This is a genomic window from Hymenobacter sp. H14-R3 (genome assembly GCF_030063445.1).
GTDB lineage: Bacteria > Bacteroidota > Bacteroidia > Cytophagales > Hymenobacteraceae > Hymenobacter.
The window spans coordinates 165,530-190,772 of sequence record NZ_JASITD010000008.1; the positions used below are offsets into that span (position 1 = coordinate 165,530).

At 61.5% G+C, this 25,243-nt stretch carries 24 protein-coding genes; 17 read left to right on the top strand and 7 right to left on the bottom strand.

The features are described from left to right. Positions 1-33: 33 nt before the first annotated feature. Positions 34-1,875, top strand: a complete 1,842-nt coding sequence (locus tag QMK33_RS09885) for a LysM peptidoglycan-binding domain-containing protein (protein ID WP_283564415.1) — start codon at positions 34-36, stop codon at positions 1,873-1,875. 90 nt (positions 1,876-1,965) lie between these two features. Here QMK33_RS09885 and QMK33_RS09890 read toward each other — a convergent pair whose 3' ends face one another. Further along, complete coding sequence (locus QMK33_RS09890; RefSeq protein ID WP_283564416.1) at positions 1,966-3,444, bottom strand: TlpA family protein disulfide reductase; 1,479 nt, start codon at positions 3,442-3,444, stop codon at positions 1,966-1,968. A 150-nt stretch (positions 3,445-3,594) separates the two neighbouring features. Here QMK33_RS09890 and panB point away from each other — a divergent pair, with 150 nt between their 5' ends. The 8 genes from panB (at position 3,595) to QMK33_RS09930 (ending at position 10,490) form a co-directional block, all read left to right on the top strand. Next, a complete protein-coding gene (gene panB, locus QMK33_RS09895; protein ID WP_283564417.1) occupies positions 3,595-4,410 on the top strand; it encodes a 3-methyl-2-oxobutanoate hydroxymethyltransferase in 816 nt (271 codons plus the stop codon). 248 nt (positions 4,411-4,658) lie between these two features. Next, a complete protein-coding gene (locus QMK33_RS09900; RefSeq protein ID WP_283564418.1) occupies positions 4,659-5,372 on the top strand; it encodes an RluA family pseudouridine synthase in 714 nt (237 codons plus the stop codon). A 224-nt stretch (positions 5,373-5,596) separates the two neighbouring features. Next, positions 5,597-6,370, top strand: a complete 774-nt coding sequence (locus QMK33_RS09905; protein ID WP_283564419.1) for an acyl-CoA desaturase — start codon at positions 5,597-5,599, stop codon at positions 6,368-6,370. 156 nt (positions 6,371-6,526) lie between these two features. Then, positions 6,527-7,081: a 30S ribosomal protein S16 gene (locus QMK33_RS09910; protein WP_283564420.1), complete on the top strand. Its 555-nt coding sequence runs from the start codon at positions 6,527-6,529 to the stop codon at positions 7,079-7,081. 121 nt (positions 7,082-7,202) lie between these two features. Further along, a complete protein-coding gene (gene rimM, locus QMK33_RS09915) occupies positions 7,203-7,769 on the top strand; it encodes a ribosome maturation factor RimM (protein WP_283564421.1) in 567 nt (188 codons plus the stop codon). A gap of 65 nt (positions 7,770-7,834) precedes the next feature. After that, complete coding sequence (gene trmD, locus QMK33_RS09920) at positions 7,835-8,509, top strand: tRNA (guanosine(37)-N1)-methyltransferase TrmD (RefSeq protein WP_283564422.1); 675 nt, start codon at positions 7,835-7,837, stop codon at positions 8,507-8,509. A 133-nt stretch (positions 8,510-8,642) separates the two neighbouring features. Continuing rightward, the gene (rplS, locus tag QMK33_RS09925) at positions 8,643-9,023 is read left to right on the top strand and encodes a 50S ribosomal protein L19 (protein WP_283564423.1); all 381 of its coding nucleotides are present in this window, start codon (positions 8,643-8,645) and stop codon (positions 9,021-9,023) included. A gap of 207 nt (positions 9,024-9,230) precedes the next feature. Next, a complete protein-coding gene (locus QMK33_RS09930; RefSeq protein WP_283564424.1) occupies positions 9,231-10,490 on the top strand; it encodes a pyridoxal phosphate-dependent aminotransferase in 1,260 nt (419 codons plus the stop codon). A 105-nt stretch (positions 10,491-10,595) separates the two neighbouring features. Here QMK33_RS09930 and QMK33_RS09935 read toward each other — a convergent pair whose 3' ends face one another. After that, positions 10,596-11,651, bottom strand: coding sequence for an SDR family oxidoreductase (locus QMK33_RS09935; RefSeq protein ID WP_283564425.1), 1,056 nt, complete (start codon positions 11,649-11,651; stop codon positions 10,596-10,598). A 145-nt stretch (positions 11,652-11,796) separates the two neighbouring features. Here QMK33_RS09935 and QMK33_RS09940 point away from each other — a divergent pair, with 145 nt between their 5' ends. The 3 genes from QMK33_RS09940 to QMK33_RS09950 all read left to right on the top strand — a co-directional run bounded on the left by QMK33_RS09940 (position 11,797) and on the right by QMK33_RS09950 (position 15,099). After that, positions 11,797-12,969 (top strand): 1-deoxy-D-xylulose-5-phosphate reductoisomerase, encoded by a 1,173-nt coding sequence (locus QMK33_RS09940; RefSeq protein WP_283564426.1) that lies wholly within the window; start codon positions 11,797-11,799, stop codon positions 12,967-12,969. Between the two features lie 131 nt (positions 12,970-13,100). Next, a complete protein-coding gene (gene rseP / locus QMK33_RS09945) occupies positions 13,101-14,444 on the top strand; it encodes an RIP metalloprotease RseP (RefSeq protein WP_283564427.1) in 1,344 nt (447 codons plus the stop codon). Positions 14,445-14,592: 148 nt separating this feature from the next. Next, positions 14,593-15,099, top strand: coding sequence for a DUF6702 family protein (locus QMK33_RS09950; protein ID WP_283564428.1), 507 nt, complete (start codon positions 14,593-14,595; stop codon positions 15,097-15,099). 12 nt (positions 15,100-15,111) lie between these two features. Here the strand turns inward: QMK33_RS09950 and QMK33_RS09955 are convergent, their stop codons facing one another. Next, a complete protein-coding gene (locus tag QMK33_RS09955; protein WP_283564429.1) occupies positions 15,112-15,789 on the bottom strand; it encodes a DUF2461 domain-containing protein in 678 nt (225 codons plus the stop codon). Between the two features lie 96 nt (positions 15,790-15,885). Here QMK33_RS09955 and QMK33_RS09960 point away from each other — a divergent pair, with 96 nt between their 5' ends. Continuing rightward, the gene (locus QMK33_RS09960; RefSeq protein WP_283564430.1) at positions 15,886-16,614 is read left to right on the top strand and encodes a L,D-transpeptidase family protein; all 729 of its coding nucleotides are present in this window, start codon (positions 15,886-15,888) and stop codon (positions 16,612-16,614) included. Positions 16,615-16,660: 46 nt separating this feature from the next. On the opposite strand, the gene QMK33_RS09965 is transcribed toward QMK33_RS09960, so the two are convergent. Continuing rightward, the gene (locus QMK33_RS09965; RefSeq protein ID WP_283564431.1) at positions 16,661-18,205 is read right to left on the bottom strand and encodes a SulP family inorganic anion transporter; all 1,545 of its coding nucleotides are present in this window, start codon (positions 18,203-18,205) and stop codon (positions 16,661-16,663) included. Between the two features lie 129 nt (positions 18,206-18,334). Continuing rightward, on the bottom strand, positions 18,335-18,520 hold the full coding sequence (locus QMK33_RS09970; protein ID WP_283564432.1) for a hypothetical protein: 186 nt from the start codon (positions 18,518-18,520) through the stop codon (positions 18,335-18,337). A gap of 17 nt (positions 18,521-18,537) precedes the next feature. On the opposite strand from QMK33_RS09970, the gene QMK33_RS09975 reads away from it, so the two are divergent. Together QMK33_RS09975 and QMK33_RS09980 are read left to right on the top strand one after the other, a co-directional pair. After that, positions 18,538-19,656: a hypothetical protein gene (locus QMK33_RS09975; RefSeq protein ID WP_283564433.1), complete on the top strand. Its 1,119-nt coding sequence runs from the start codon at positions 18,538-18,540 to the stop codon at positions 19,654-19,656. A gap of 104 nt (positions 19,657-19,760) precedes the next feature. Further along, positions 19,761-20,687 carry an FKBP-type peptidyl-prolyl cis-trans isomerase gene (locus tag QMK33_RS09980; protein WP_283564434.1) on the top strand — a complete coding sequence of 309 codons (927 nt, stop codon included), beginning with the start codon at positions 19,761-19,763 and terminating at the stop codon, positions 20,685-20,687. Positions 20,688-20,786: 99 nt separating this feature from the next. Here the strand turns inward: QMK33_RS09980 and QMK33_RS09985 are convergent, their stop codons facing one another. Beyond that, the gene (locus tag QMK33_RS09985) at positions 20,787-22,208 is read right to left on the bottom strand and encodes a DUF5723 family protein (protein ID WP_283564435.1); all 1,422 of its coding nucleotides are present in this window, start codon (positions 22,206-22,208) and stop codon (positions 20,787-20,789) included. Between the two features lie 213 nt (positions 22,209-22,421). On the opposite strand from QMK33_RS09985, the gene meaB reads away from it, so the two are divergent. Together meaB and QMK33_RS09995 are read left to right on the top strand one after the other, a co-directional pair. After that, positions 22,422-23,402 carry a methylmalonyl Co-A mutase-associated GTPase MeaB gene (gene meaB / locus QMK33_RS09990; protein ID WP_283564436.1) on the top strand — a complete coding sequence of 327 codons (981 nt, stop codon included), beginning with the start codon at positions 22,422-22,424 and terminating at the stop codon, positions 23,400-23,402. A gap of 609 nt (positions 23,403-24,011) precedes the next feature. After that, the gene (locus tag QMK33_RS09995; protein WP_283564437.1) at positions 24,012-24,398 is read left to right on the top strand and encodes a hypothetical protein; all 387 of its coding nucleotides are present in this window, start codon (positions 24,012-24,014) and stop codon (positions 24,396-24,398) included. A 38-nt stretch (positions 24,399-24,436) separates the two neighbouring features. Here the strand turns inward: QMK33_RS09995 and QMK33_RS10000 are convergent, their stop codons facing one another. Continuing rightward, on the bottom strand, positions 24,437-25,087 hold the full coding sequence (locus QMK33_RS10000; RefSeq protein ID WP_283564438.1) for an MOSC domain-containing protein: 651 nt from the start codon (positions 25,085-25,087) through the stop codon (positions 24,437-24,439). Positions 25,088-25,243 lie beyond the last annotated feature (156 nt).

The following is a 25,243-nucleotide window of genomic DNA, read 5'->3' on the forward strand; positions in this document are numbered from 1 at the left end:
TAGATGGGGCGAGCTGTTGACTGACACATTGTTATGAAAAAACTTTTCCCGGCTTTGCTGCTGGGGCTGGCCAGCCGCCCGGCGCTGGCCATGCCCCCGCCTACCGTACCAGCTACCCTCGACCTGGCGGGCCTGCACCTGACGCTCGACGCCAATGCCCGCCAGTTGGTGCAGGCCAAGGTGAACAGCCTGTGCCGCCACACCGCCTCGCTGGAGGCCCGCGTAGCCCTGGCCGAAGCCGCGTTTCCGCTCATCGACCAGGTGCTGGCCGAAGAAGGTGTGCCGGCCGATTTTCGGTACCTGGTGCTCCAGGAAAGCGCCTTGCAGGGCAACGCCGAAAGCAACCACGGGGCCGTGGGCTACTGGCAGCTCAAGCGCGAAACGGCCCTCAGCCTGGGCCTCACCGTGAACGGCAGCATCGACGAGCGCCGCCACCTCACGGCCAGTACCCGCGCTGCCGCCCGCTACCTAGTGCGCAACAACGCCACGCTGCACAACTGGGCCAACGCCCTGCTCAGCTACCAAACCGGCCTCGGCGGCGTGCGGCCCTACGTGCAGCCCCGCGACGCCGACGCCACCCAAATGGCGTTTACGGGCCGCACCAACCAGTACTTACTCGATTTTGTGGCCCAGAAGCTGGTTTTTGAGCCCGCCTGCGCCCAGCACGCGGTGCCCTTCGTGCCCTGGCGTGAGGTGCCCGCCGCCCCCGGCCAAAGCCTGGCCCAGCAAGCCGCCTCCTACGCCGCCGACCCTGCCGCCGTGGCCCAGCTCAACCCCTGGCTGCTGGCCCGGGCCGTGCCCCAGGATGGCCGCGCATACACGCTGCTGGTGCCGCTGGCCGGCGCGCTGCCCCTGGCGACCATGCCCGCCCTAGTCATTCCAACGGCGGCGCTCCCTGCCCCCAACTACTTGCGCATCAATGGTATACGGGCCCTGCTGGCCCGACCCAACGAAACCCCGGCCGCCCTGGCCGAGCGCGGTGGGGCCAGCCTGGGCTTCTTTCTAAAGGTAAACGAACTGGCTGATGACGAACCACTTACTGTCAATGAGCCTTACTTTTTTCAACGTAAAAAAGAATCGGCCGATGAAGACTACCACGTAGTAGCTCCCGGCCAAACGCTGGCCGCCGTAGCCCAGCACTATGGCGTATTGCGCCGCGCCCTGCGCCTCTACAACCACCTGCCAAACGAGGAAGCCATAAGGCCCGGCTTAGTGCTGTGGCTCAGCCACAGCCGCCCCCGCAACGTGGCGGCCGAATACCAAGCCGTGCCCGGTAGCCGCCCGGTAGCCGTGCGGCCCCCGCTGGTGCTGGCCCCCGCTACGCCCGCTCCTGCGCAACCCCTGCCCGCGCCGGATAATGACGAGGAGGAGTTGGCTTCCATCAACGACTTGCCTACCGAGGTACCAGGCCCGCCGGTGCAGCCCCTGCCCGCGCCTAGCCCGGCAATAGTCGCGGAGGATGTGCCGGCCCCAACGCGGCCGGTAGTAGTGGCCCCGGTGCCCGTGCGGCCAGTACGGCCCCTGGCGGCCCCCTCTCCCGATTTTAGCCATCCATACCTGGTGGCCCCCGGCGAAACCCTATATGCCCTGGCTCGCCGCGTGGGCGTGCGCCCCACCGAGCTGGCCGCTTGGAACAATATCTCGCCCGTGGCCCCGCTGCGGGCCGGCCAGGCGCTGCACCTCAGCCCACCTGCTGCCGAGCCCGACTTAGTGGTCAGCGCCAGCAGCAACGGCAGCTACACGGTAGCGACTGGCGACACGTTCTACAGCATCTCGCGCCGCTACAACTGCACCGTAGCGGCTCTGCTAGCTCACAATGAGCGGCCCGCCCCCACCCTGCGCGTGGGCGAAACCCTGCGCGTGCCCCGGCAATAGCAGGCAGGCTGTTTTACCTGATTAGCCCAAGAGAAAAGCCCCGCGTACCGATTAATCAGTACGCGGGGCTTTTTTATGTAAATTCTTATCTTACAGTTTATTAAGGGTCACGGCGCGGTAAGCGGCCGCGCGGCCCACAGCGGCCTTCAGGTCGTCTTGCAGGGCCCGGCTGCTGAGGCTGCGCGGGTGCAGGTCTAGCAAGGTACCGTCTTCGGCAATGAGCACGGCGCTGGGCAGGCGCTCGATGCTATAGGCTTGGCGCAAGGCCTCGCGGCGGCCGGGCGGCACGCTCACCTGCACGCCGGTGAGGGCGGGCATGGCGCAGGCTACCGTTTGCTGCCAGTGGGTGAGCGACTCGTCCAGCGCCACCATTACTACCACAATGGGCTGGCCCGCTACGGCAGCCGTTATTTCTTTCAGGTGCGGAATTTCCCGCTGGCCGGCCGGAAATCGGCTATCCCAAAACATCAGGTACACTAGCTTGCCCCGGTAGTCGGCCAGCGACAGCTTGCGACCATCTACGGTGCGCATCGCAACGGGGGGGGCCACGCTACCGATGGCAAACGACTGGTGGTCAGCCAAATCGGTGCGCAGCTGGGCTACCCAGCCCGCCGGGGCCCGGCCCGAGGCTTCGTAGCTGCTGAGCATGGCCTGGGCGTGCGCCACGTGGCCCTGCCGAATGGTTTCGAGCACAATGCGGCCCAGCACCACGGGCCGCGCCTGGGCACTCAACAGCTTGTCAGCCAGGCTATAGCACGTGGGGAAGTAATCGGGATTGGTAGGCTGGTGGCCTGTGGTGCGGGCCTGGTAATGCACGTAATCCAGCAGAAAGTCCTGGTAGTGCGGGCTGGGCACGGCCAGCTCGTTGCCGGGCAGCAGGCCGGGCTGCTGCAAAAAATCGTAGTAGTTGGTCGATAGCTCCGGGCGGGGCTGGCTCACTACGGTCTGCTCGCGCAGGTCGGCGTAGGTGAGGCGGTCCTCGGCGTAGGTATAGGCGATATCTGCCTCGGCGTAGGCTTGGAAAGCGGGCGTGAAACTGCCGCGGCGGCCAGCCTGCTTCAACAGCGTCTGCTCGTGGTCGCGGCGATAATCAAGAAACGTCAGAAAGCCTTTCTCCGGCAACGAAATATTATCAGGTAATACCTGAAAGGCATCGTTGCTACCGAATTTCCGGCTGAATTCCTGCAAGTAGTTGTTGGCGGCGGCGGCGGGCCGGTGCGCGGCCCCGTCACCCGAGTCAAACCTGATGGTGGTGGTGAGCTCCGGCGCATCGCCGTGCAGCGCCAGCACGTCACCCGGCTCCAGAAACACCGTCAGTTCCTCATCGCCGTAGCTGAGCTGGGCCAGCGTGGGCTGCGTGAGTGGTACCTGCATTGTGAAGTCCCCGTTGGGCGCTACGTGCACGGCCCGTTGCTGCTCGTGGGTGGCCAGGGGCTGGCTCCACCATCTGAGTAGTAATTTCTCGGTTCCCGTGTTGGTGAGGTGGCCCCGCAGCTCGGCGGTAGTTTGGGCGGCCGCTGGGGTCGCCAGCAGCGTTAAGCTCGTCAACCAGAGAGTTAGGGAATTCATCAATAGCAAATAGTGAAGAACAAAACCAGAAGCGTGCGCGGTAGCGGCCCCCTAGTCTTTACGCCAATCCAGTGCTTGGCGTTCCCAATGTCGGCATATTTCCGAAATTGTCGCCAGCTTTGCGGCCCCAAAGACCCTTACCCGCCCCCCATGTCACAGCATAAAGAAGTCAAATTAGTTACCACCCACCAGATGCTGGCCATGAAGCAGCGAGGCGAAAAAATCTCCATGCTCACGGCCTACGACTTCTCGATGGCCCAGATTCTGGACGGCGCCGGGGTAGATGTGCTGCTCGTGGGCGACTCGGCTTCCAACGTGATGGCGGGCCACGAAACCACCCTGCCCATCACCCTCGACCAGATGATTTACCACGCCCAGAGCGTGGTGCGGGCCGTGAAGCGCGCCTTTGTGGTGGTCGATATGCCGTTCGGCTCCTACCAAGGCAACTCGTCGGAGGCCCTGCGCTCGGCCATCCGCATTATGAAGGAGAGCGGCGGCCACGGCATTAAGCTCGAAGGCGGGGCCGAGATTAAGGACAGCATCACGCGCATTCTCACGGCCGGCATCCCGGTGATGGGCCACCTCGGCCTCACGCCCCAAAGCATCTATAAGTTTGGCACTTATAACGTGCGGGCCAAAGAAGAATCTGAGGCCCAGAAACTTATCGAAGATGCCCACTTGCTCCAGGAAATCGGCTGCTTTGGCCTGGTACTCGAAAAAATACCCGCTTCCCTGGCCAAGCGCGTGGCCGAGGAGCTAACCATCCCGGTCATTGGCATCGGCGCCGGGCCCGACGTAGATGGCCAGGTGCTGGTGGTGCACGACGTGCTGGGCATCACCAAGGAATTCAAGCCACGCTTTCTGCGCCGCTACGCCGAGCTCCACGATATTATGACGGAGGCCGTGCAGCACTACGTAGCCGACGTGAAAAGCCGCGAATTTCCGAGCAAGGAGGAGGGCTATTAGCTGGTTGGGGGTAACGCGGACGCTGCGGGTCCGCGCGTATTATCGTTGAATAACGCTCTTACGCGCGGACCCGCAGCATCCACGATACCCTAACTCCAGAAACCGCGCCCGCCGTACCTTCGCCGGCGGCAAGCCACTCGGTTGGGTTATTAATTACACAAGCCCGCGCTAGCGCGGGTGGGCTGCCGCTTCTTTTTTGGTGACCAGAACTATCTTTTCCGCAGCCCGCGCTGCGGCCCTACTACCGCGTGAACCGTCCGAACCTGTGGGCCGAAGGCCAGGAAATTATTTTCGAAGACAATCACCTGCTGGTGATTAATAAGCCTGCCGGCATCCTGGTGCAGGGCGACGCCACCGGCGACGAGCCTCTCTCTAAAAAGGCCGAGGAATACCTGAAATTCAAGTACAAGAAGCCTGGTGCGGCCTTTGTAGGCGTGGCCCACCGCATCGACCGGCCGGTATCGGGCATCGTTATTCTGGCCAAAACCAGCAAGGCCCTGAGTCGGCTCAACGAGATGTTCCGCGACAGCCAGATGACCAAAACCTACTGGGCGCTCACCGGCAAGCCACCCGTGCCCGAGCACGGCAAGCTGGTGCACTGGCTGGTAAAAGACCCCATGCGCAACGTAACCAAGGCCTACACCGACAAGCACGGCCAAGGCCAGCGCTCCGAACTAAACTACGAGCTGCTGGGCCCCGCTGCCAACCGCTATCTACTAAAAATCAACCCCATAACCGGCCGGCCGCACCAGATTCGGGTGCAGCTCGCCACGGGCCTGCACACGCCCATTGTGGGCGACGTGAAGTACGGCTTCCTCAACCCCCTGCCCGACGTGAGCATCGCCCTGCACGCCCGGCAGCTGGAGCTGCAACACCCAGTGACCAAGGAAGCTATGAAATTTGTAGCGCCTCTTCCCGACGCCCCGCACTGGGACGCAGCGCGGGCTTTTTATACTGCGTAGGCAAGTCAATGAGTAAGGGGGCGAAGGATGCAGGCAGGAGAAAAAATCACTCATTCACTCATTCATCAATTCGCTCCCTGACTAAGGGTGTAACATTATGGCATTGTGAAGGAGTGGGGCTATTTCGGCTAAACAACGGCCGTAATTTTGTCTTAACGGTGAACTAAGCCCCGCAGGAATAACTTGTGCGGGCGGCGCCAACCTCACACCTTTTTCATTATCGAATGGCCATCCTGGTTTTCTTCGTTGCCCATTATTACTTATCGCTGTTCACGCAGACGTTTTATCTGCACCGCTACGCGGCGCATAAAATGTTCACCATGAACAAGTTCTGGGAGCGCTTCTTCTACTTGTTCACGTATGTCTGCCAGGGCAGCTCCTTCCTGTCGCCGCGGGCCTATGCGCTGCTGCACCGCATGCACCACGCCTACTCCGACACGGAGCTGGACCCGCACTCGCCCCACTTCTCGAACAACGCGTTCGACATGATGTGGAAGACCAAGAACATCTACAACGATGTGCTCAACGACAAGCATGAGCTGGCCGAGCGCTTCGATGGGGATATCCCGCAGTGGAAAGCCCTGGAGGCTTTTGGTGGCACCGTGTACTCGCGCCTGGGCTGGGGCACGGCCTACGTGCTGTTCTACATCGGCTTTGCTACCGCCTGGTGGCAGTATCTGCTGCTCCCCATTCACTTCCTGATGGGCCCGATTCACGGCGCTATCGTAAACTGGGGCGGCCACAAATACGGCTACCAGAACTTCGATAACAACGACAAGAGCAAGAACACGCTGGCCCTGGATTTCCTGGCCTTTGGTGAGCTATTTCAGAACAACCACCACAAGCTGCCGATGCGCGTAAACTTCGGTGTAAAGTGGTGGGAATTTGACCCTACTTACGTGGCTATCTGGACGTTGGACAAAGCCCGTATTATTAAGATAAAGCGCAAGAACGTGCAGCCCAAGCAGCGAGTCAAAAAGCTGGCGCAGGCCGCTTAGGCGCACGACGACAAGCTAAAGCTTACCCTACATAAAAAGGTCGAAGTTTCACTTCGGCCTTTTTTATTGCCCTGATTCTCCGTACCTTTGCGGCCCCAAACAGGGAAAACAATCTCACCCAGATGCACGAGATGCATCGCACAACCCCCAAGGTTTATGGCAGTTAAAATCCGCCTCGCCCGCCGTGGCCGCAAGAAGGCCGCAACTTACGACATCGTAGTAGCCGACGCCCGCGCTCCCCGCGATGGCCGCTTCATCGAGAAGCTTGGTACCTACAACCCCAACACCAACCCCGCTACCATTACCTACGACAGCGACCGCGCTTTCTACTGGGTAATGACCGGTGCTCAGCCTACTGAAACCGTCCGCGCTATGCTCGCCTACCGTGGCGTATTGCTGCGTCGTCACCTCCAGCTGGGTGTAGTTAAAGGTGCGCTGACCCAGGAAGTTGCTGACCAGCGCTACCAGACGTGGTTGGACGAGAAGAACAACAAAATCGAAGCCAAGAAGACTGGCCTCACCGACACGAAAGCTGAAGCCCGCGTTAACGCCCTAGCTGCCGAAACCAAAGTGAAGGAAGCCCGCACCGCCGCCTTGGCGCAGAAGCAAGCTGCTGCTCTGGCCGCCGCTACGCCCGCTGCCCCTGCTGCTGAAGAGACTACTGAGGAAACGACGGAAACCGCCGAAACTTCGGCCGAAGCCGCCGCATAGGCTTGCTAGCCCTGGCTTGCTAACTTATTGAACACGAACGTCATGCCGTGCGCTGCCCGGCATGACGTTCGTGTTTAGGTCGGCGTACCCACTTTTTTACTGCCCCTATTCCTCCCCGCGCATGACGCTCGACGAATGCTTTGAGCTTGGCTTTATAGTGAAGCCGCACGGCCTGAAAGGCCAGATGGTAACGCAGCTGGACGTGGACGACGCCTCGACCTACGACCGGCTCAAAACCGTGTTCCTGGCCCTGGCCGCCACCCCTACCAAGCTCACCGCCTACCAGATAGAGCGCGTGAACCCGCAAGCGGGCCAGCGCGTGCTGCTCAAGCTGCGGGGCATCGAGCGCATTGAGGAGGCCGAGCCGTTGCGCGGGTCCAAGCTCTGGCTGCCGCTAAGCGAGCTGCCGGCACTCGGCGAAGCGCAGTTCTACTTTCACGATGTCATTGGCTTTCAAGTAATTGACGAGAAAGAAGGCGCGCTGGGCCTAGTAGAGAACTTCTACGAATTTCCGCAGCAGGATGTGCTGGCCATGCGCTACCAAGGCCAGGAAGTGCTGCTGCCCGTGGTGGATGAGCTGGTGAGCCACGCCGACATGGAGAAAAAGCAGCTGTTTGTCAACATGCCCGACGGCTTGCTGGACATCTACATGAACCCCGGCGCACACAAAAACCCGAACGCCGACTAGCCCCAAAGCTAGCCAGCCTGCGCAGCAGGCGTATCTGTGAAACCCGTTAAATCCGTAAATCCGCGGTGCGTATAGACATTCTCACCTGCCAGCCGGCGCTGCTCGAAAGCCCGTTTGCCCATTCCATTGTGAAGCGGGCGCAGGATAAGGGTTTGGCCGCCATCCACGTGCACAACTTGCGCGACTATGCGATTAACAAGCATGGCCAGCTTGATGACTACGTGTTTGGGGGCGGGGCGGGCATGGTGCTGCGCGTGGAGCCCATTGCGGCCTGGATTGATGAGTTGCAGGCCCAACGGACTTACGATGCCATCATCTACCTCACGCCCGACGGCGAGGTGCTACGCCAACCGCTGGCCAACCGACTTTCGCTGCTGGGCAACATTATCCTGCTGTGCGGCCACTATAAGGGTGTGGACCAACGCATTCGCGACCAATACGTTACGCACGAAATCAGCCTCGGTGATTTCGTAATGAGTGGGGGTGAGTTGGGCGCGGCCGTGCTGGTCGATGCCGTGGTAAGACTGTTGCCCGGCGTGCTGGGCAACGAAGAATCAGCCCTCTCCGACTCTTTCCAAGACGACCTTCTGGCTCCTCCCGTGTACACCCGGCCGGCCGAATGGCGCGGGCTAGCCGTGCCCGACATTCTTCTTTCGGGCAACACGCCCAAGATTGAGGAGTGGCGCCACGAGCAGGCGCTAGCCCACACCCAGGCCAAAAGGCCCGATTTGTTGCATTAATCAAGCCGCTGCCAGTTAATTAACGACCCAGCACTTGCTTTTCTGCGCTTAATTTTCTATCTTTGCGCTCCGTTTCGCAAAATACCAACCAGCGGGCAGCGGCGCTGCCTACTTCGTAATTCTTTTTTTCGCCATGAGCGTACTACTCGACTTTATCAATGCCGAAGGCCAGGAGCGCCGCGCCAGCTTTCCCAAGTTTGCAGCCGGTGACACCATTATCGTCCACGTGAAAATCCGTGAGGGTAACAAGGAGCGCATTCAGCAGTTCCAGGGCGTGGTTCTCCAGCGTCGCAACCCCAGCAGCAACGGGGAGACTTTCACCGTTCGCAAAATCTCGAACCAGATTGGTACCGAGCGGATTTTCCCGCTGCTGTCGCCTAACATCGACAAAATTGAGGTAATCCGTCGCGGTAAGGTGCGTCGTGCTCGTCTGTTCTACCTGCGTGGCCTGTCGGGCAAAGCTGCTCGTATCAAAGAGCGCCGTCTGAACGTGATTCCCAAAGTAGCCGCGTAAGCTGCGCTTTCCTTAGCCATAAAGAGTGTGCCGGCCTTCCCTTCGCGGGAAGGCCGGTTTTTTTGTGGCCTGCTTTGGCGTATTAGCGCGGACAAGGGACCTGGAAACCGCGCTAATGGTGCGCTACGCCTGCCTTGGTAAAGCGCCGCTCTTGCAACAATTGATACCTTTGAGAGTCTTTAGTGCTCTCTCCCTACCTCCTATCCTATGCGTATTTCCCGGCTGGCCGACCAGATGAGCGGCTCCGAAATTATTAAGATTGGCAATGCCGTGAGCGAGCAGATTCGCCAGGGCGAAACCATCTGCAACCTTACCATTGGTGATTTTGACCCCAAGCTGTTTCCCATTCCGGCCGAGCTGCGCGATGGGGTAATTGCCGCCTACCAGGCCGGGCAGACCAACTACCCGCCCGCCGCCGGCACCGCCGACATGCGCCAGGCTGCGGCCGACTTTCTACGCAAACGCCTAGGCCTCAACTACTCGCCCGTCGACGAGTTTCTGGTGGCCGGGGGCTCGCGCCCGCTTATTTACGCCGCTTACCTGGCCCTGGTGGACCCCGGCGACCGCGTGGTATTCCCGGTGCCGTCGTGGAACAACACCCACTACTGCCACCTCTCGGGAGCGCAGCAGGTGACCGTGCCCACCCAGCCCGAAAACGACTTTATGCCTACTGCCGACGAGTTGGCCCCGCAGCTGGCCGGCGCTACGCTGCTGGCGCTGTGCTCGCCGCTCAACCCCACGGGCACGGTATTTACGAAGGAAGGCCTGGAAGAAATCTGCGACCTAGTGCTAGCCGAAAACCAGCGCCGCGGCCCCGACGAGAAGCCGCTCTACATTCTGTACGACCAGATTTACTGGCTCCTAACCTTCGGTCAGACCCAGCACTTCGACCCCGTGAGCCTGCGGCCCGCCCTGCGCGACTACGTGGTGTACATCGACGGTATTTCGAAGTGCTTTGCCGCTACCGGCGTGCGCGTGGGCTACGCCTTTGGGCCCAAGCAGGTGATTGACAAGATGAAAGGTCTATTAGGCCACGTTGGGGCCTGGGCCCCCAAGGCCGAGCAAGTAGCCACGGCCGCTCTGCTACCCCAGACGGCGGCCGTCGATACCTTCCTGGCCGAGTTGAAGGCGGGCCTGCAAGGCAGCCTCGACGCGGCATACCGTGGCCTGAAAGACCTGGGCGCACGCGGTTACCCCGTGGATGCCATTGTGCCGGCGGGAGCCATCTACCTCACCGCCAAAATCGATGTACTGGGCCGCACTACGGCGGCCGGCGAGGTGCTGGCTACCACCAAGGAAATTACCTCCTATCTGCTCACCGAAGCCGGGCTGGCGGTGGTGCCGTTCAGCGCCTTTGGGGCGGAGGCGTCGGAGCCGTGGTTCCGGCTGTCGGTGGGGGCCGAGTCGCAGGCTTCTATTGAGGCCGCGTTGCCGCGCTTGCGCACCGCGCTGGATAAGCTAACGTAGAAAGCGCGAGGTTTCGCGAAGTAAAAAGAGGTTTCGCAAGGTAAGAGAACAGCTTGTTCCTTCCCCTTGCGAAACCTCTTTTTACTTCGCGAAACCTCGCGTTATTTATTCATCGGTGGCGGGCACCAGCGGCCCGTTGAACGCCGCTGGCTTGACAGTTGGCGACTTTTTACCCATGAACAGGGCGATAGTGGTGGCCAGTGTGGTAGCTGCCACCACGCCGGCCACTACCGGGTTTAGGCGGGCGCGGGTGTAGAGGCTGGTTTCCATTACGTGGCCGGGGTTGTTGCCGCGCGCTTTAGCGCGTGGGCCGCTGGGGCGGTACAGCGAGCCGGCGGGGTTCACGGCTTTGGTGCCTGCCTGCTTCTGCTGGGCCACGCCGGTTTTGGCTTCTACCCAGTCCATTATGCCGGGGGCGTATTTGTTGATGCTACTCATGATTTTGCCGCCGCCGCCCACAAATACGTCGCGCATGGGGTTCACGGCGGCGTGCAGAATGGCGTTGGCCACTTCCTCGGGGGCATACACCGGCTGAGGCAGCTTCGGCTTTTCGGGCAGGTAGTTGCGGGCGTGCTCGGGGAAGGGCGTATTGATGGCGGCCGGCTTGATGAGCGTTACCGACACGGGGGCTTTTTCATCGGCCAACTCAATGCGCAGCGCATCGGTGAAGCCCTTCACGGCGTGTTTGCTGGAGGCGTACATGCCCTGAATGGGCACCGCCACATCCGATACCACACTGCCGAGGTTGATGAGCGCGCCGCCGTGCTTTTTGAGGTGCTTAATGGCTTCGAGCGAACCATTAACGACGCCCCAGAAGTTGGTGTCGTACAAGCGCTTAAAGTCTTCGAGGTTGCCTTGCTCCAGCTTGCCCCACATGCCAACGCCGGCATTATTGACCCAGGTGTCGAAGCCCCCGAAGTTGGCGTGGGCGGCCTCGTGGATGCGGCGCACGGCGTCGGGGTCAGCCACGTCAGCAGCCACGGTGGCAATATTGCCGCCAATGTGGCGGGCCACGGTATCGAGGTCGGCTTGCGAGCGGGCGGCCAGCACGAGGCGGGCCCCGGCCTTGGCGGCGGCGCGGGCCGTGGCCAGGCCAATGCCGCTGGTAGCGCCGGTAATAACGATGACCTGTCGGTCGAGCGGTTTGAGTTTAACAGACATATCTAAAAGGAGCGTAGAAAAGGAAAACGTAGCAGTGCTGCTACCCCAAACTTTACGGGCCGCCGGGCAAAATGGATAAGGCGGAGCTTAGGCCCCGCGGTGCTCCCCTTACCTTTGAGCTTCTATTCCCAACCCTACTTATCTGGTGGATTCTTTTTCGATAACATCTTCTCCTAAAGGCTTGGCGCTGCTGGGCTCCACGGGCTCCATTGGCACGCAGGCGCTGGACGTGGTGCGCGAGCAGCGCGGCCGGTTTCGGGTGGCGGTGCTCACGGCGGGACGGCAGTGGCAGCTGCTGGTGCAGCAGGCGCAGGAGTTTCGGCCGGCCGCCGTGGTCATCAACGACGAATTTTACCAAGAGGTGAAGGCCGCCCTGGCTGGCCAGCCCGAAACCCAGGTGCTGGCCGGCGCGGCCGCCCTCACCGAGGTGGTGCAGCGGCCTGATGTGGTCGTGGTGCTCACGGCGCTGGTGGGCTACGCAGGCCTCGCGCCCACGGTGGCCGCCATTCGGGCGGGCAAGGCCATTGCGCTGGCCAACAAGGAAACGCTGGTAGTAGCCGGTGAGCTGATAACCAAGCTGGTACAGGAGTACGGCGTGCCGCTGCTACCCGTCGATTCGGAGCACTCGGCCATCTTTCAGTGCCTAGCAGGCGAGGCGCAGAACCCCATCGAAAAGGTGATTCTTACGGCTTCGGGCGGGCCGTTTCGGGGGCGCAGCACCGCCGAGCTGGCGCACATTACCAAGGCCCAGGCGCTGAAGCACCCTAACTGGACGATGGGGGCCAAAATCACCATCGACTCGGCCACGCTCATGAACAAGGGCCTGGAAGTGATTGAGGCTAAGTGGCTTTTCAACCTGCGCAACGACCAAGTTGACGTGGTGGTGCACCCCCAAAGCATCGTGCACTCGCTAGTACAGTTTGAGGACGGCTCGCTGAAAGCGCAGCTGGGTCTGCCCGATATGAAGCTGCCCATTCAGTACGCGCTGGGCTACCCGCAGCGGCTGCGGAATGATTTTCCGCGGTTTTCGTTTCTCAACTACCCCACCCTCACCTTCGAGGCCCCCGACCTGGCCACGTTTCGCCACCTGCCGCTGGCCTACGCGGCCATGCAGCGCGGCGGCACCGCTGCTTGCGTACTCAACGCGGCCAACGAGGTAGCGGTGGCCGCATTTTTGCAAGACCAGGTAAGCTTTCTGGGCATGGCCGATGTGGTGGCCGACTGCCTGCAAAGGGTACCGTATCTTGCAGACCCAACTTTGGCCGACTATGCGGCCACCGATGCCGAAGCGCGGCGCGTAGCAACCAGTTTGCTCTAACAATCATTGTTCTGCTGACGAAGGAAGCATCTTATCACGGCTGCTTTCGTCAGAATTACCCTTCCCAACCGGCGCGAGCGTGATAAGGTCCTTCGCAAGCTCAGGATGACAGCTTAACGTAACATTCTCTTTTGGAAATTCTCATTATGATTGGCCAGCTGGTGCTGGGCCTTTCGCTGTTGGTTGGCTTGCACGAATTTGGGCACTTTGCCTTCGCCAAGCTTTTTAAGATTAAAGTCACGAAGTTTTACATCTTTTTTGACTTCCTGTTTCCGCTGCCGCACGTCTGGAATTTCAGCCTGCTCAAGAAGAAAGTAGGCGACACGGAGTATGGTATCGGCTGGTTTCCGCTGGGTGGCTACGTGGCCATCCACGGCATGGTGGATGAGACGCAGGACGCCGACGCGCTGGCCGGCCCGCCGCAGCCCGACGAGTTTCGGGCCAAGCCCGCTTGGCAGCGCCTGCTGGTAATGCTGGGCGGCATCATCATGAACGTGATTACGGGCATCGTCATTTTCTCGGCCCTCACCTACAAGCTGGGCGAAAGCTACCTGCCCGCCACTGAGGCGCGCTACGGCGTGGTTACCAGCAAGTTGGGCCGCGACATCGGCTTCCGCGATGGCGACCAAGTGGTGAAAATCAACGGCCGGCCCTTCACCGAGTTCAACGAGGTGTACGACCCCAACGTGCTGCTCAACAACGAGACCTACTACACCGTGGAGCGCGGCGGCCAGCTCATCGACCTGCCCAAACTGCCCAAGAACTTCTTCGACCGCCTCAACAAGCAGGGCGACAGCCTCTTCGTGGAGGCCCGCTCGCCCTTTACCCTGGCCGAGGTAGTGGCCGGCAACCCCGCTGCCAAAGCGGGCATTAAGGTGGGCGACCGTATCACCCAGATTGGCAGCACGCCCATCCGGTACTACGACGAGTTGCTGCGCACGCTGCCCCGCTACAAGGGCCAGACCATTCCCATCACGGTAACCCGCGATGGCCAGTCGCTGGCGCTGCCCGTGGCCGTGAGCGCCGCCGGCAAAATCGGTGTGCGCCCCAAGCCGGAGCTCAATTTCAGCACCCGCTACTATGGCCTGGGCGAGTCGGTACCGCAGGGCACCAAGCAGGCCTTCAGCGTTATTACGCTGCAAGCCAAGGCGTTTGGCAAGATTTTGAAGCGCGAAGCGTCGGCGTCGGAAAGCCTGGGCGGCCCGGTGGAGATTGCCCAGCAGTTTGGCGGCGTCTGGAACTGGCCCCACTTCTGGAGCCTGGTGGGCACGCTGAGCATGGTGCTGGCCTTCATGAACCTGCTGCCCATTCCGGCTCTTGATGGCGGCCACGTGCTGTTTCTGCTCTACGAGATGATTCTGCGCCGCAAACCGTCGGAGAAGTTTCTGGAAGGTGCCCAGCGCGTGGGCACTATGCTGATTCTGGCGCTTATGGCCTATGTTATTGTCATTAAGCAGGTTATGAAACTTTTTTAATCGCCCTTGCGAGCGCAACGAAGTGGAGCGCGGCAATCTTTCCTTCACGTCGGGGGCACTAACCCCACGGAAAAGGAAAGATTGCCGCGCTTCACTTCGTTGCGCTCGCAAGGACGACTGGTTTCTGGCTTCGTTTTTCCCTATCATTATGCGGCGCATTCTTCTCCTTTCCCTCGTGCTACTGGGGCTGCCGGGCGCGGCGGGCACCCGCCACGCCTACCACACCAGCATTCTGGAGCTCAAGCTCAACCCCCAAAAGCAGCAGGTAGAGCTAGCCCTGAAGGTGTTTACCGACGACTTCAGCCGGGCGCTTTCGCAGGGCCAGGCCAAGGCCGTGGACCTGCGCTCGCCGGGCGCGCTGCCCCTGGCCGAACTCTATCTGCACCAGCACCTGAAGCTGAGCCTGCCGGCCGCCCCGCGCCAGCCGCGCCGCCCGCTCGACGTGCAGTTTCTGGGCCTGCAACCCGAAAAAGATGCCTACTGGCTCTACGCCAAAGTGCCGCTGCCCCGCCCCACCAAGGAGCTGCTTATTCAGCAAGACATGCTGCTGGAGTTGTTCTCCGACCAGATGAACATTGTAAACGCCGAGGGCAACGGTAAGAAAATCAGCGCGTTGCTGCGCAGCGGCCACGAAGAGGAAGTGTTGAATTTCTAACAAACAGGCAGCTTACTCTTTGGCCGTGGCGGCGGTCAGCCAGTCGCAAAACGGACCCAGGCCGCGCAGCGCGGCCAGCACCTGCGCCCGAAAAGCGTCGGGGCTGAGCGAGCGCACCTCGGCATCGGGCAGCGGGTGGCTGAGCAGGAAGCTCTTGTGGCGCAGCCAGTTGGCCTCGGGGTGGGTGGCTTCGTAGCCAGCCGGCATTTTCTTGAGTTGCGCGCCGCCCATACCCTGCGGGAAGAGCTGCCGGGCGGTGGGCGTAGCCAGCAGCGCGTGCAGGTCTTCGGCCGCGTAGTCGATTTCCTGGCGGATGGCGGCTAGCTGCTCCTTGGTAGGCTCGTAGATGCCGCCGGCCACCAGCGTCTGGCCGTGGGGGCCCACCTGGATGTAGCGGCCCGGTCCCTCGCTTTGCTTGCCGCCCACGGCAAAGTAGGCCGATAAGTGCGTTTTGTACGGCACCTTCACCTTGGAAAAACGCACATCGCGGTAGATGCGGAAGATGCACTTTTTGGGCTCCAGGCCGGCCAGGGCGGGCTCGTCCTGGGTTAGCTCGCGCAGCCAGTAGGCCACGTCCTGCTCAAAATCGGCCCGGAGCTGGTCGAAGGTTTCTTTGTGGGCCTGAAACCAGTCGCGCTCGTTGTGCTGAGCCAGGTTTTCGAGGAAATGAAAGAGAGTAGCGGGGTTCATAGACCACAAAGATGCGGGGCGCGGGGGCGAATGCGCGGGGCTTATACTGCCGGCCGCCCCCGAAACGTTGGGCAGGCTCAACCCTATTTTACGCTTATGCGCGCACTGTTAACGGCTTGCCTACTGCTGGGCTTACTGGGCCCGGCCTGCGCCCAGCCGGGCCTGCCGCCCGCCACGGCCGACTGCTGGCCCCAGCAGTTGACCTTTCCGCGGGTGTGGGTGGCCTACGCGCGCTGCTGGCCCGCGCTGGCCAGCCGCCTGCAAGCTCAGCACCTCGACCCGGCCCGGCTGGAGGTATTTTTTCGACTCATCAAAACCAGCCGGACGCTGGAAGTGTGGGCCCGCAACCACGGCGAGGCGGCATTCCGACTGCTGGGCGGCTACCCGCTGGCGGCTGTTTCGGGCTCGCTGGGGCCCAAGCGCCAGGCCGGCGACGGGCAGGTGCCTGAAGGCTTTTACACCATCGACCGCTTCCAGCCAAGGAGCGCCTTTCACCTCGCGCTGGGCCTCGACTACCCCACGTCCGACGACCTGCTGGCCATCGGCCTGGGCGACCCCGGCGGCGATATCTTCCTGCACGGCTCCAACGTGACGGTGGGCTGCCTGCCCCTCACCGACGCGGGCATCGACGAGGTGTATCTGCTGGCCGTGGCAGCGCGGGCGGCCGGGCAGGCCAGCCTGGCGGTGCATATTTTCCCGTTTCCGTTGGTAGATAGCGAGTTGCGGCAGCGCGCGGTCAACCCAAATGCCGCTTTTTGGCGAGGGCTGGTGCCGGGCTACGCTTACTTTGAAACGCACCACACGTTGGCAGCTGACCCGCATTGATGATGTTTTTGATAACTTACTAAAAATCAATTACTTAATAACCCAACTAATACGCTGTATTAGCCCCCGATACCAGGTAGGTAGGGTCTTCCTGAATATTGACGTCGATAATGGCACCGGCGTTGCCCAGCAGCTTGCGGCAATCGGGGCTGAGGTGGCGCAGGTGCAGGGTTTTGCCGGCGCGGGCGTAGCGCTCGGTGAGTTTGTGCAGGGCGTCGAGGGCCGACATATCGGCCACGCGACTCTCGCGGAAGTCGAGCACCACCTCGGCGGGGTCGTGGGCCACGTCAAACTTTTCGCCGAAAGCCTGCACCGAGCCAAAAAACAGCGGGCCGTAGAGCTCGTAGTGCTTCACGCCGGCCGCGTCGAGGTGATGGCGCGCCCGGATGCGCTGCGCATTTGCCCAGGCAAAATTGAGGGCCGACACTACCACGCCCAGTAGCACGGCCAGGGCCAGGTTTTGCGAAATGGCCGTTACGAGCGTCACGAGCAGCATTACCAGCACATCGGGCAGCGGCATGCGGCGCAAAATGCGCAAGCTGGCCCACTCAAACGTGCCGATAACCACCATAAACATCACACCCACCAGCGCCGCCAGCGGCAGCCGCTCGATGAGCCCTGAACCGGCCACCACGAAGCCCGCCAGCGCCAGCGCCGCCACCACGCCCGAGAGCCGCCCGCGCCCGCGCGATTCGAGATTCACCATCGTTTGGCCAATCATGGCGCAGCCACCCATGCCGCCCGTGAGGCCCGAGGCAACGTTGGCCAGGCCCTGGGCCACGCAATCCTGATTGCCGCGGCCGCGGGTATCGGTCATTTCATCGACCACGGTGAGGGTGAGCAGGCTTTCGGTGAGGCCCACCAGCGCCATGATGAAGGCATAGGGCAGCACCACCCCCAGCGTGTGCCAGGTGTAGGGCACCTGCGGCAGGTGCGGCACGGGCAGCCCGCCCGCAATGGAGGCGATGTCGCCCACCGACTTGGTTTGCAGCCCGCCGCCAATAACGAGCGCCGACACCACGATAATAGCCACCAGCGAAGCCGGCACGGCCTTGGTCAGTTTGGGCAACACGTACACGATGGCCATCGTCAGGGCCACCAGGCCCGCCATCAACAGCAGCGCCGGGCCCGCGAGCCAGTGCATGGCGCCGGCCGCATCGCGCACCTTAAACTGCTCTAGCTGCGCCATGAAGATGATGACGGCCAAGCCATTAACAAAGCCGTAGACTACCGGTTGCGGCACCAGCCGGATAAACTTACCGAAGCGCAGCAGCCCAATAACCACCTGGATAACGCCCATCAGCACCACGGCCGGAAAAAGGTACTCGATGCCCCGCTGGGCCACCAGGCTCACAATAACCACCGCCACCGAGCCGGCCGCGCCCGATATCATGCCCGGCCTACCGCCAAACACGCTGGTAATAAGACAGATAACAAAGGCCGAGCCGATGCCCACCAGCGGGCTGATGTGGGCCAGCAGTGCGAAGGCCACCACCTCCGGCACCAGGGCCAGCGCCGTGGTGAGGCCCGCCAGCACTTCGTCTTTAACGTTGACTTTGTACTGACTGAAATAAGAAAGCGAAAACTGCATAAAAAGCTGAGGTATAGGCAAAAGAAAAGCCGCACGCTTCGGCTGGGAAGCGGCGGCAACAGGGTTTCTGGCCGGTATTCAGGGTGGGGTGAGCTTGAAAATAAGCGGCCGGAAAGGGGTCATAAACGCCTACAAAGATACGAAATGCGCCGCCGGGTTGTAGCGCGAGCTTTCCAGTTCGTGCGCGAGCGCAGCGAGCAGCTTGCGTAGGTCGGCAGCCGGTCCCGGATGCTCGCTGCGCGCACGAACTGGAAAGTTCGCGCTACGGCCCGGCACACCACCCGGCACGGTTTTTTCGTTGAAGCGGGTACTCATCCTTCCCTACTTTGCCCATGCGCCGGCTCCTTCTTGCCCTTTTCGTTTTCGCCTTTTTTACCCAACCCACTAGCGCCCAGCGGCCTACCGACTTGTGGTACTTTGGCCGCCAGGCCGGGCTGAGCTTCGCCAACGGCGCGCCCACGCCGCTGCTCGACGGGGCCATGACCACCTACGAAGGCTGCGCCGTGGCCACCACCAAGCGCGGTGAGCTGCTGTTTTACACCGACGGCCAAACCGTGTGGAACCGCCAGCACCAGCCCATGCCGGGCGGCCGCCGCCTCCTGGGCAGCGGCAGTAGCACGCAATCGGCCCTCATCGTGCCCGACCCCGGCTCGGGCAACATCTTCTACATTTTCACGGTGGCTCCGCAGGGCAGCCCCGACGGCCTGCGCTACTCGGTGGTCGACATGACCCGCGCCGAAGGCCTCGGCGACGTGCCCCGTGCCAACCTCCTGCTACTCACGCCGGTAGCCGAGAAGCTGGCCGCCGTGCGCCACCCCAACGGCCGCGACGTGTGGGTGGTGGCCCACCGCTGGAACTCCAACGCCTTCGTGAGCTACCTCGTCACGGCCGAGGGCGTGCAGGCCGGCAAGCCCATTCTCAGCAACGTGGGCAGCATGAACGCCGGGCCCGGCCGCAACGCCATTGGGGCGCTCAAGTTTTCGCCCGATGGCACCAAGCTGGCCGCCGCTCTGTGGCGCGAAAACAACAAGTTTGAAGTCTATGACTTTGACCGCAACACTGGCAAGGTGAGCAACCCGCGCAGCTTCGGGCCCTACCAGGAAGCCTACGGCGTCGAGTTTTCGCCCGATGGCCGCCTGCTCTACGGCACCTGCAACGGCGACACCAAGGATAAGAAAGTAGCCGCCGGCATGAGCGAAACCCAGATACTGCAATTCGACCTCAAAACCAAGGTTGCCGTGCCGGTGGGCCACTCCTCCAACCACAAAATCGGGGCTTTGCAACGCGGGCCCGACGGCAAAATCTACGTGGCCCGCGAGGACAATTCCTTCCTGGGCGTGATTGAGCAGCCCAACACCAGCGGCGCGGCCTGCGGCTACGTCGACGATGGCCTCAAGCTGGGCGGGCGGCGCAGCAAACTCGGGCTGCCGGGCTTCGTGGTGGAGCCTTAGCGGGTGGTGTCGGGGCGTAGTTTGCCCGGCCCACGCAACCTTTATTGGCCGGGCCGGCTCCCAGGTATGAGGCGGCGGGGTTATTTTTGCACAAAAACCAATTTATGAAATCATTTTTTTCGGGAAAATTGCGCCGGCTGCCCGTGGTGCTGATGTGGTTGCTAACGGCGGGCCTGCTCACTACGGCTTGTAAAAAGGACAACGAAACCACGACCGACTACACCACCGTGGACGATGCCGCCATTAAAAAGTACCTGGCCGACAACGCGATAACTACCGCGCAGAAGCAGCCTTCGGGCCTGTACTACATTCCCGTAACGACCAACGCTGCCGCGCCGAAACCCACGGCCAACCAAATAGTATCCATCCTCTACACGGGCAAGCTGCTCAATGGCACCGTGTTCGACGCTACGTCGCAGCGCGACAACACGCCGTTGAGCTTCATCCTGGGAGTCAACCGGATAATTCCGGGCCTGGAGGAAGGCATTTCGCTCATGCACAAGGGCGACAAGGCCGTGTTCCTCATCCCGTCGGGGCTGGCCTACGGCCCGAGCGGCGCCGCCCCCAGCATTCCGGCCAACGCCGTTATCAGCTTCGAGGTGGAGCTGACGGACATCAACACGAGCTTCGCCGTGCCCGACGATAACCTCATCGTCCGCTACCTGGCCAAGAACAACATCACCACCGCCCAGAAGCAGACCTCGGGCCTGTACTTCGTGCCCACCGTCAGCAACCCCACCGGCGTGCCGGCCGCCGCGGGCAAAACCATCTCGGTACTCTACACTGGTAAGTTGCTGAACGGCACGGTGTTCGACGCCACCAAGGCCAACAATGTGCCGTTTACGTTTGTGGTAGGAGCCATGCCCAAGCAGGTAATTCCTGGCTTCGATGAAGGCATCAGCCTGATGCGCAAGGGCGAGAAAGCCACGTTGCTCATCCCCTCGGCGTTGGCCTATGGGGCCTCGGGCTCGGGCTCCATCCCGGCCAACGCAGTTATCACCTTCGATGTGGAAGTAGTCGACGTGAAATAACTGACATAAAAGCAGTTAGCCATAAACAAGCGGGCCCCTTGCGCGAAATGTGCAAGGGGCCCGCTTGTTTATGGCTAACTGCTTTTGTACTCACTAAACTTATCTTTTGCCAATCTTAAAGCGCAGAAAACCAAGCGCTACCGAGGAATACGGGTTGTTCTCGGTGAAGTAGCCCGCCACGCTGCGGGTGCTGAGGCCGGCTTCCCACACGGGTGTTACGAAGGTGACGCCCAGCGGCACGCTCAGGCTGTAGCCCGCGCCGCCGCTCACGCCGGTGCTCAGGCGTACCCAGCGCACGGGCTTAAAGTCGAGGCCCGCGCCGATGAACGTAGTGGGCAGGTTACCAGCCACTTTATTGAGCGGCACCGTCACGTCGAGGCCGGCTTCAAACAGCTCGGAGATGCGCACGCCGCCGCCCAGGCGCAGCTTGGCGGGCAAGTCGGCGCGGCGCTCCTGGGCCGTTTGGTAGGTGAAGAGCGTTTTGCCGCTGTCGCCAAACTGGTTCACAATGTTTTGCACCACGTCGTAGGTGGCGAGGCCGCTGTACTGCGGAAACGTCAGGCTTTGGTCGGTAGCCGTGATGACGTTGCCGGTCCAGGTCATGGAGCCCAGGTCGGTAACCGACGCGCCCAGGCGGATAACCTTGCCCACCTCGGCCGCCAGGCCCAGGTCGAAGCCATTGCCGTGGCCCACGGGCTGCAACCCGCTGCCGTTCTGGTAGTTGAAGGTGGGGCTGCTGGCCAGGCTGCCGTAATTGATATCGAACACCGGCGAGAGCGACGAATACGCCGAAAGGCTGCCGCCCCCGATGCGCACGTCGGCCACCCCAATGCCCTGGATGTAGCGGTAGCCCGCCCCGGCGGTAAGCTTGATAACGCCCGGCACGTTAAACACTTCCACCCCGTAGCCAATATTAAACTCGTTGGTGAGCGCTAGTTGCAGCTGCGTACCGTCGAGTGCGGCCGAGAGCAGCGGCGGCGGGGTGCCGCCGCGCGGGGTGCCCGCCGCGTCGTAGTACTGCTGCACGATGGCCGCCTGTTGGCCATTCACGATGATGTCGGCGCTATTTTGGTTGAGGGCCACGTGGCCGCTCAGGCGCTGGCGCACCGACACGGCCAGGCCACCCAGGCCCGGCGGCAGGGTCACGGCCAGGCCGAAGGCCGTGGCATCGGCATTGATGTTGAGCGCGTTATTACTAGTGAGGTTGGCCACCAACGCGGTGCGCTCGGCGGCCGTGAGCGCGTCGTTGGCGTGAAATAGCAGCTTCTTGAACTGGCTGTTGGTCAGCGACTGCGAGCCCGCGCCCGCGCCCACCTCCCCTATTGTGAAGGAAATGAGGCTGTTGCCCTGCCGGCCCAGGTTGGCGGGGTTGATGCCCAGCGCTTGGTAGTCGGGGGCAAACGTGTTGACCACGCCCCCGCGGCCGGTGGCCGAGAAGTTGCTCAGCTCATTTTGGGCCAGCGCGGGCGTGGCGGCCAGCAGGCCCAAGGCGGCGGGCAGCCAGGAAAGACAGGTTTTCATAGACGAAGGCAACGCCGGAAGCGCGGGCGTACTACCCGCAAAACTACGGCCCCGGGGTAGCGGGCCGGCGGGGGTATTCGGCCAATGAGGCAAGTTAATCTGCTATTCATACCAAAAAATGGCTAGGTGCGCCGGGCCACCCCGCCCAGCAAAGAACCAGCTGCCCGGCCGGCGCGGAGGCTGCCCCAGCGGCCGGATGCGTATTTTGCGGCCGTGCCTGCTCCCATTCTCTCCGCCGCCGACTATGCCCAGGGCCTCGCCGCCGGCCAGCGCGGCACCCTGGCCCGCGCCATCACCCTAGTAGAAAGCACGTTGCCCGCGCACCAGGCGCTGGCGCAGCAGGTGCTGCAAGCGGTATTGCCCCGCACCGGCGGCGCGCTGCGGCTGGGCATCACGGGCGTGCCGGGCGTGGGCAAAAGCACGTTTATTGAGGCATTGGGCCTGTACTTGGTCGAGAAGCTGGGTAAGAAGCTGGCCGTGCTGGCCGTGGACCCCAGCTCGCCCCGCGGCGGCGGCAGCATTTTGGGCGATAAAACCCGCATGCCGCAGCTCACGCTGCACCCGCGGGCGTTCATCCGGCCCTCGCCGGCCAGCGGCAGCCTGGGCGGCGTGGCCCGCGCCACCCGCGAGGCCCTGCTGCTGTGCGAGGCGGCCGGCTACGACGTCATCTTTGTCGAAACCGTGGGCGTGGGCCAGAGCGAAATAGCGGTGCATGGCCTGGTCGATTTTTTCCTGCTGCTGATGCTGGCCGGGGCCGGCGACGAGTTGCAAGGCGTGAAGCGCGGCATCATGGAAATGGCTGATGCCCTGCTCATTACCAAGGCTGACGCTGGCAATGAGCAGGCTGCCCGCCGCGCCGCCCGCGACTACGAGGGCGCGCTGCACCTCTTCCCGGCCGCCGCCTCGGGCTGGACGGTGCCCGTGCGCACCTGCTCGGCCGTGAGCGGCGCGGGCCTGCCCGAAGCCTGGGAATTAATTGAGCAGTACGCCGCCCAAACCCAGGCCAGCGGCTACTGGCAGCAGCGCCGCGCCCAGCAGCAGCTCCAATGGCTCGACGAGGCCGTACGCCAGGCCCTGGAGGCGCAGTTCTACGGCCGGGCGGGCGTGCAAGGGGCGCTGCCGGGCGTGCGGGCGGCGGTGGCGGCGGGGCAGCTCACGCCGTGGGCGGCGGCGGGGCAGCTGCTGGGGCAGTAGTAACCAACTGCTTTAACTGGGGAAACAATTGTCATATCAGGCTTACAATATCTCTGATTTTAACCGGCTTGTTTTCAAAAGGAGTTTGCCTATTTGTTAAGGGAGTATACAAGTACTTAGGTCACAAGCAAACATGCACACCTATCTTTTGTCAACCTAGGTAATACGCTTCTCAGTTACTTACAATCATAGCCTAAAAATGGAAGAGGAAGATGAGAAAGAAACAGTAACGCCTAAAGTTTCGTGGTCTGATACAGGTTTCGCTAAAGGACTAAATTTGATTTTTGCTATTATAGGCGTACTCACTACGGTGGCTGGGACTATCTATACTATTTACGGATCTCGACAAGAGCCAATCAGTGGCTTGAGTGCCACCTACCAAGAAGGGCGGTTTGCACTGCCTAGCAAGTTGGTCAATAAAGGTCACTTAGACTCGCTAAGCGCGACGCATTGATTGGGGAACGGTACAAATCCCTACGAACAAGGGTCAGTCCCAAAGAGCGTGTATTATTGCCAGACTCCTTATATATCTACGGTATGCCCACGGCCAGCGATGGTATCCAACCAGTGACGGAGTTCGCTAGTATGCACCATTTTCTGTCTACTCTAGTGATTAAGAACGAGGGCGAAAAGACTTTCTCTCAGCTCCACCTCATTCATGGTGCCAATGCCTATTATGAGTTTACTGATAGCGGTGGCAGCCTACATGCAGGGACGTCCGTCGGCAACCTATCACTGGGAGATTTGGCAGCTACAGAATCGCGAGAGGTACGCCTATGGGCATATTCGGAGCTTCTATTCGCAAAAAGTGGGCTGACCGTAACCTACGCAGATGGTAGAGTGGTAGCGAAGCCTGTAACAATTGATGGAATTGAAATAGTGCAGCCTGATTCACGCAGTTTATGGCTAGGTTCCGTCATCATGTACGGTAGTTTAGCTTTTGGCGCATATTTTTTAATACGCCTAATTATCTCTAACATCGCCAAACGCACTTAGCTATTCAGGGCAAAATCACTAGATGAATAGTTAGCATTTTATATCAAAATAGGCTTGGCCAGCAGGGCAGTCAGCCGCTCACGCCAAGATGCTGATAAGTAAGGTATTGCCAGCAGCGCCCGCACCTTCTCCAAATCGTGCGGGCCCGGCGCGAGGCAATCAACCATATCCTGGATAGTAGCCGCGTAGGGCGAGGCCTGCACCAGCGTAATAGCGTCGCCCGCCTGCAACGTGCCCGGCTGCTGCACCCGAAAATAGATGCCGCTACGGCGCGCCAGCTCGAATTCGTGCACGATGCCCGGCCGCGCCAGGCGAATGCCCAACTTGAAGCAGGGCCGGCGGGGCTGCACGGCCATCAGCACGGCCGTGCCCAGTTGGAAGCAGTCGCCCACACGCACCTGCGTTTCGAGCAAGCCCCGCGTGGTCAGGTTTTCGCCGAAGGCACCGGGCACCAGCTGGGCGGCGGGCAGCAACTGCCGCCAGTAGGCCCAGTGCTCCTGCGGATAGGCGTACACCGCTTTGTCGGGGCCGCCGTGCACGCGCAGGTCGGCTTGGCCGTCGCCGGCCAGGTGCTCGGCGAGTACGGCTACCGGGCCCGCTAGGGGCTGCTTGAAAATGCTGGTGCGTACGGTTTTGCCTTGCCACAACAAGTCTTGCGGCAGGGCTGTATTAACGGAGACGATATGCATGGCGCGAAGTAAGCGCCCGCTTGTCACTTAGAGGCTATCCGAATAGGGAAAAATCAGTTGTATTTTAGGGGTATGGCTACAGTTCAAGAATTTCGCATTTCGGACACGCTTTGGGCGCGGTTGTCCCCTCATTTGCCCGTCCACGTGCCCAAGGCG

Bases quoted from the DNA above. Each gene is read 5' to 3' on its own strand.
- QMK33_RS09885 (WP_283564415.1), top strand. From the start codon at position 34: ATGAAAAAACTTTTCCCGGCTTTGCTGCTGGGGCTGGCCAGCCGCCCG.
- QMK33_RS09890 (WP_283564416.1), bottom strand. From the start codon at position 3,444: ATGAATTCCCTAACTCTCTGGTTGACGAGCTTAACGCTGCTGGCGACC.
- panB (WP_283564417.1), top strand. From the start codon at position 3,595: ATGTCACAGCATAAAGAAGTCAAATTAGTTACCACCCACCAGATGCTG.
- QMK33_RS09905 (WP_283564419.1), top strand. From the start codon at position 5,597: ATGGCCATCCTGGTTTTCTTCGTTGCCCATTATTACTTATCGCTGTTC.
- QMK33_RS09910 (WP_283564420.1), top strand. From the start codon at position 6,527: ATGGCAGTTAAAATCCGCCTCGCCCGCCGTGGCCGCAAGAAGGCCGCA.
- rimM (WP_283564421.1), top strand. From the start codon at position 7,203: ATGACGCTCGACGAATGCTTTGAGCTTGGCTTTATAGTGAAGCCGCAC.
- rplS (WP_283564423.1), top strand. From the start codon at position 8,643: ATGAGCGTACTACTCGACTTTATCAATGCCGAAGGCCAGGAGCGCCGC.
- QMK33_RS09930 (WP_283564424.1), top strand. From the start codon at position 9,231: ATGCGTATTTCCCGGCTGGCCGACCAGATGAGCGGCTCCGAAATTATT.
- QMK33_RS09935 (WP_283564425.1), bottom strand. From the start codon at position 11,651: ATGTCTGTTAAACTCAAACCGCTCGACCGACAGGTCATCGTTATTACC.
- QMK33_RS09950 (WP_283564428.1), top strand. From the start codon at position 14,593: ATGCGGCGCATTCTTCTCCTTTCCCTCGTGCTACTGGGGCTGCCGGGC.
- QMK33_RS09955 (WP_283564429.1), bottom strand. From the start codon at position 15,789: ATGAACCCCGCTACTCTCTTTCATTTCCTCGAAAACCTGGCTCAGCAC.
- QMK33_RS09960 (WP_283564430.1), top strand. From the start codon at position 15,886: ATGCGCGCACTGTTAACGGCTTGCCTACTGCTGGGCTTACTGGGCCCG.
- QMK33_RS09965 (WP_283564431.1), bottom strand. From the start codon at position 18,205: ATGCAGTTTTCGCTTTCTTATTTCAGTCAGTACAAAGTCAACGTTAAA.
- QMK33_RS09970 (WP_283564432.1), bottom strand. From the start codon at position 18,520: ATGAGTACCCGCTTCAACGAAAAAACCGTGCCGGGTGGTGTGCCGGGC.
- QMK33_RS09975 (WP_283564433.1), top strand. From the start codon at position 18,538: ATGCGCCGGCTCCTTCTTGCCCTTTTCGTTTTCGCCTTTTTTACCCAA.
- QMK33_RS09980 (WP_283564434.1), top strand. From the start codon at position 19,761: ATGAAATCATTTTTTTCGGGAAAATTGCGCCGGCTGCCCGTGGTGCTG.
- QMK33_RS09985 (WP_283564435.1), bottom strand. From the start codon at position 22,208: ATGAAAACCTGTCTTTCCTGGCTGCCCGCCGCCTTGGGCCTGCTGGCC.
- QMK33_RS10000 (WP_283564438.1), bottom strand. From the start codon at position 25,087: ATGCATATCGTCTCCGTTAATACAGCCCTGCCGCAAGACTTGTTGTGG.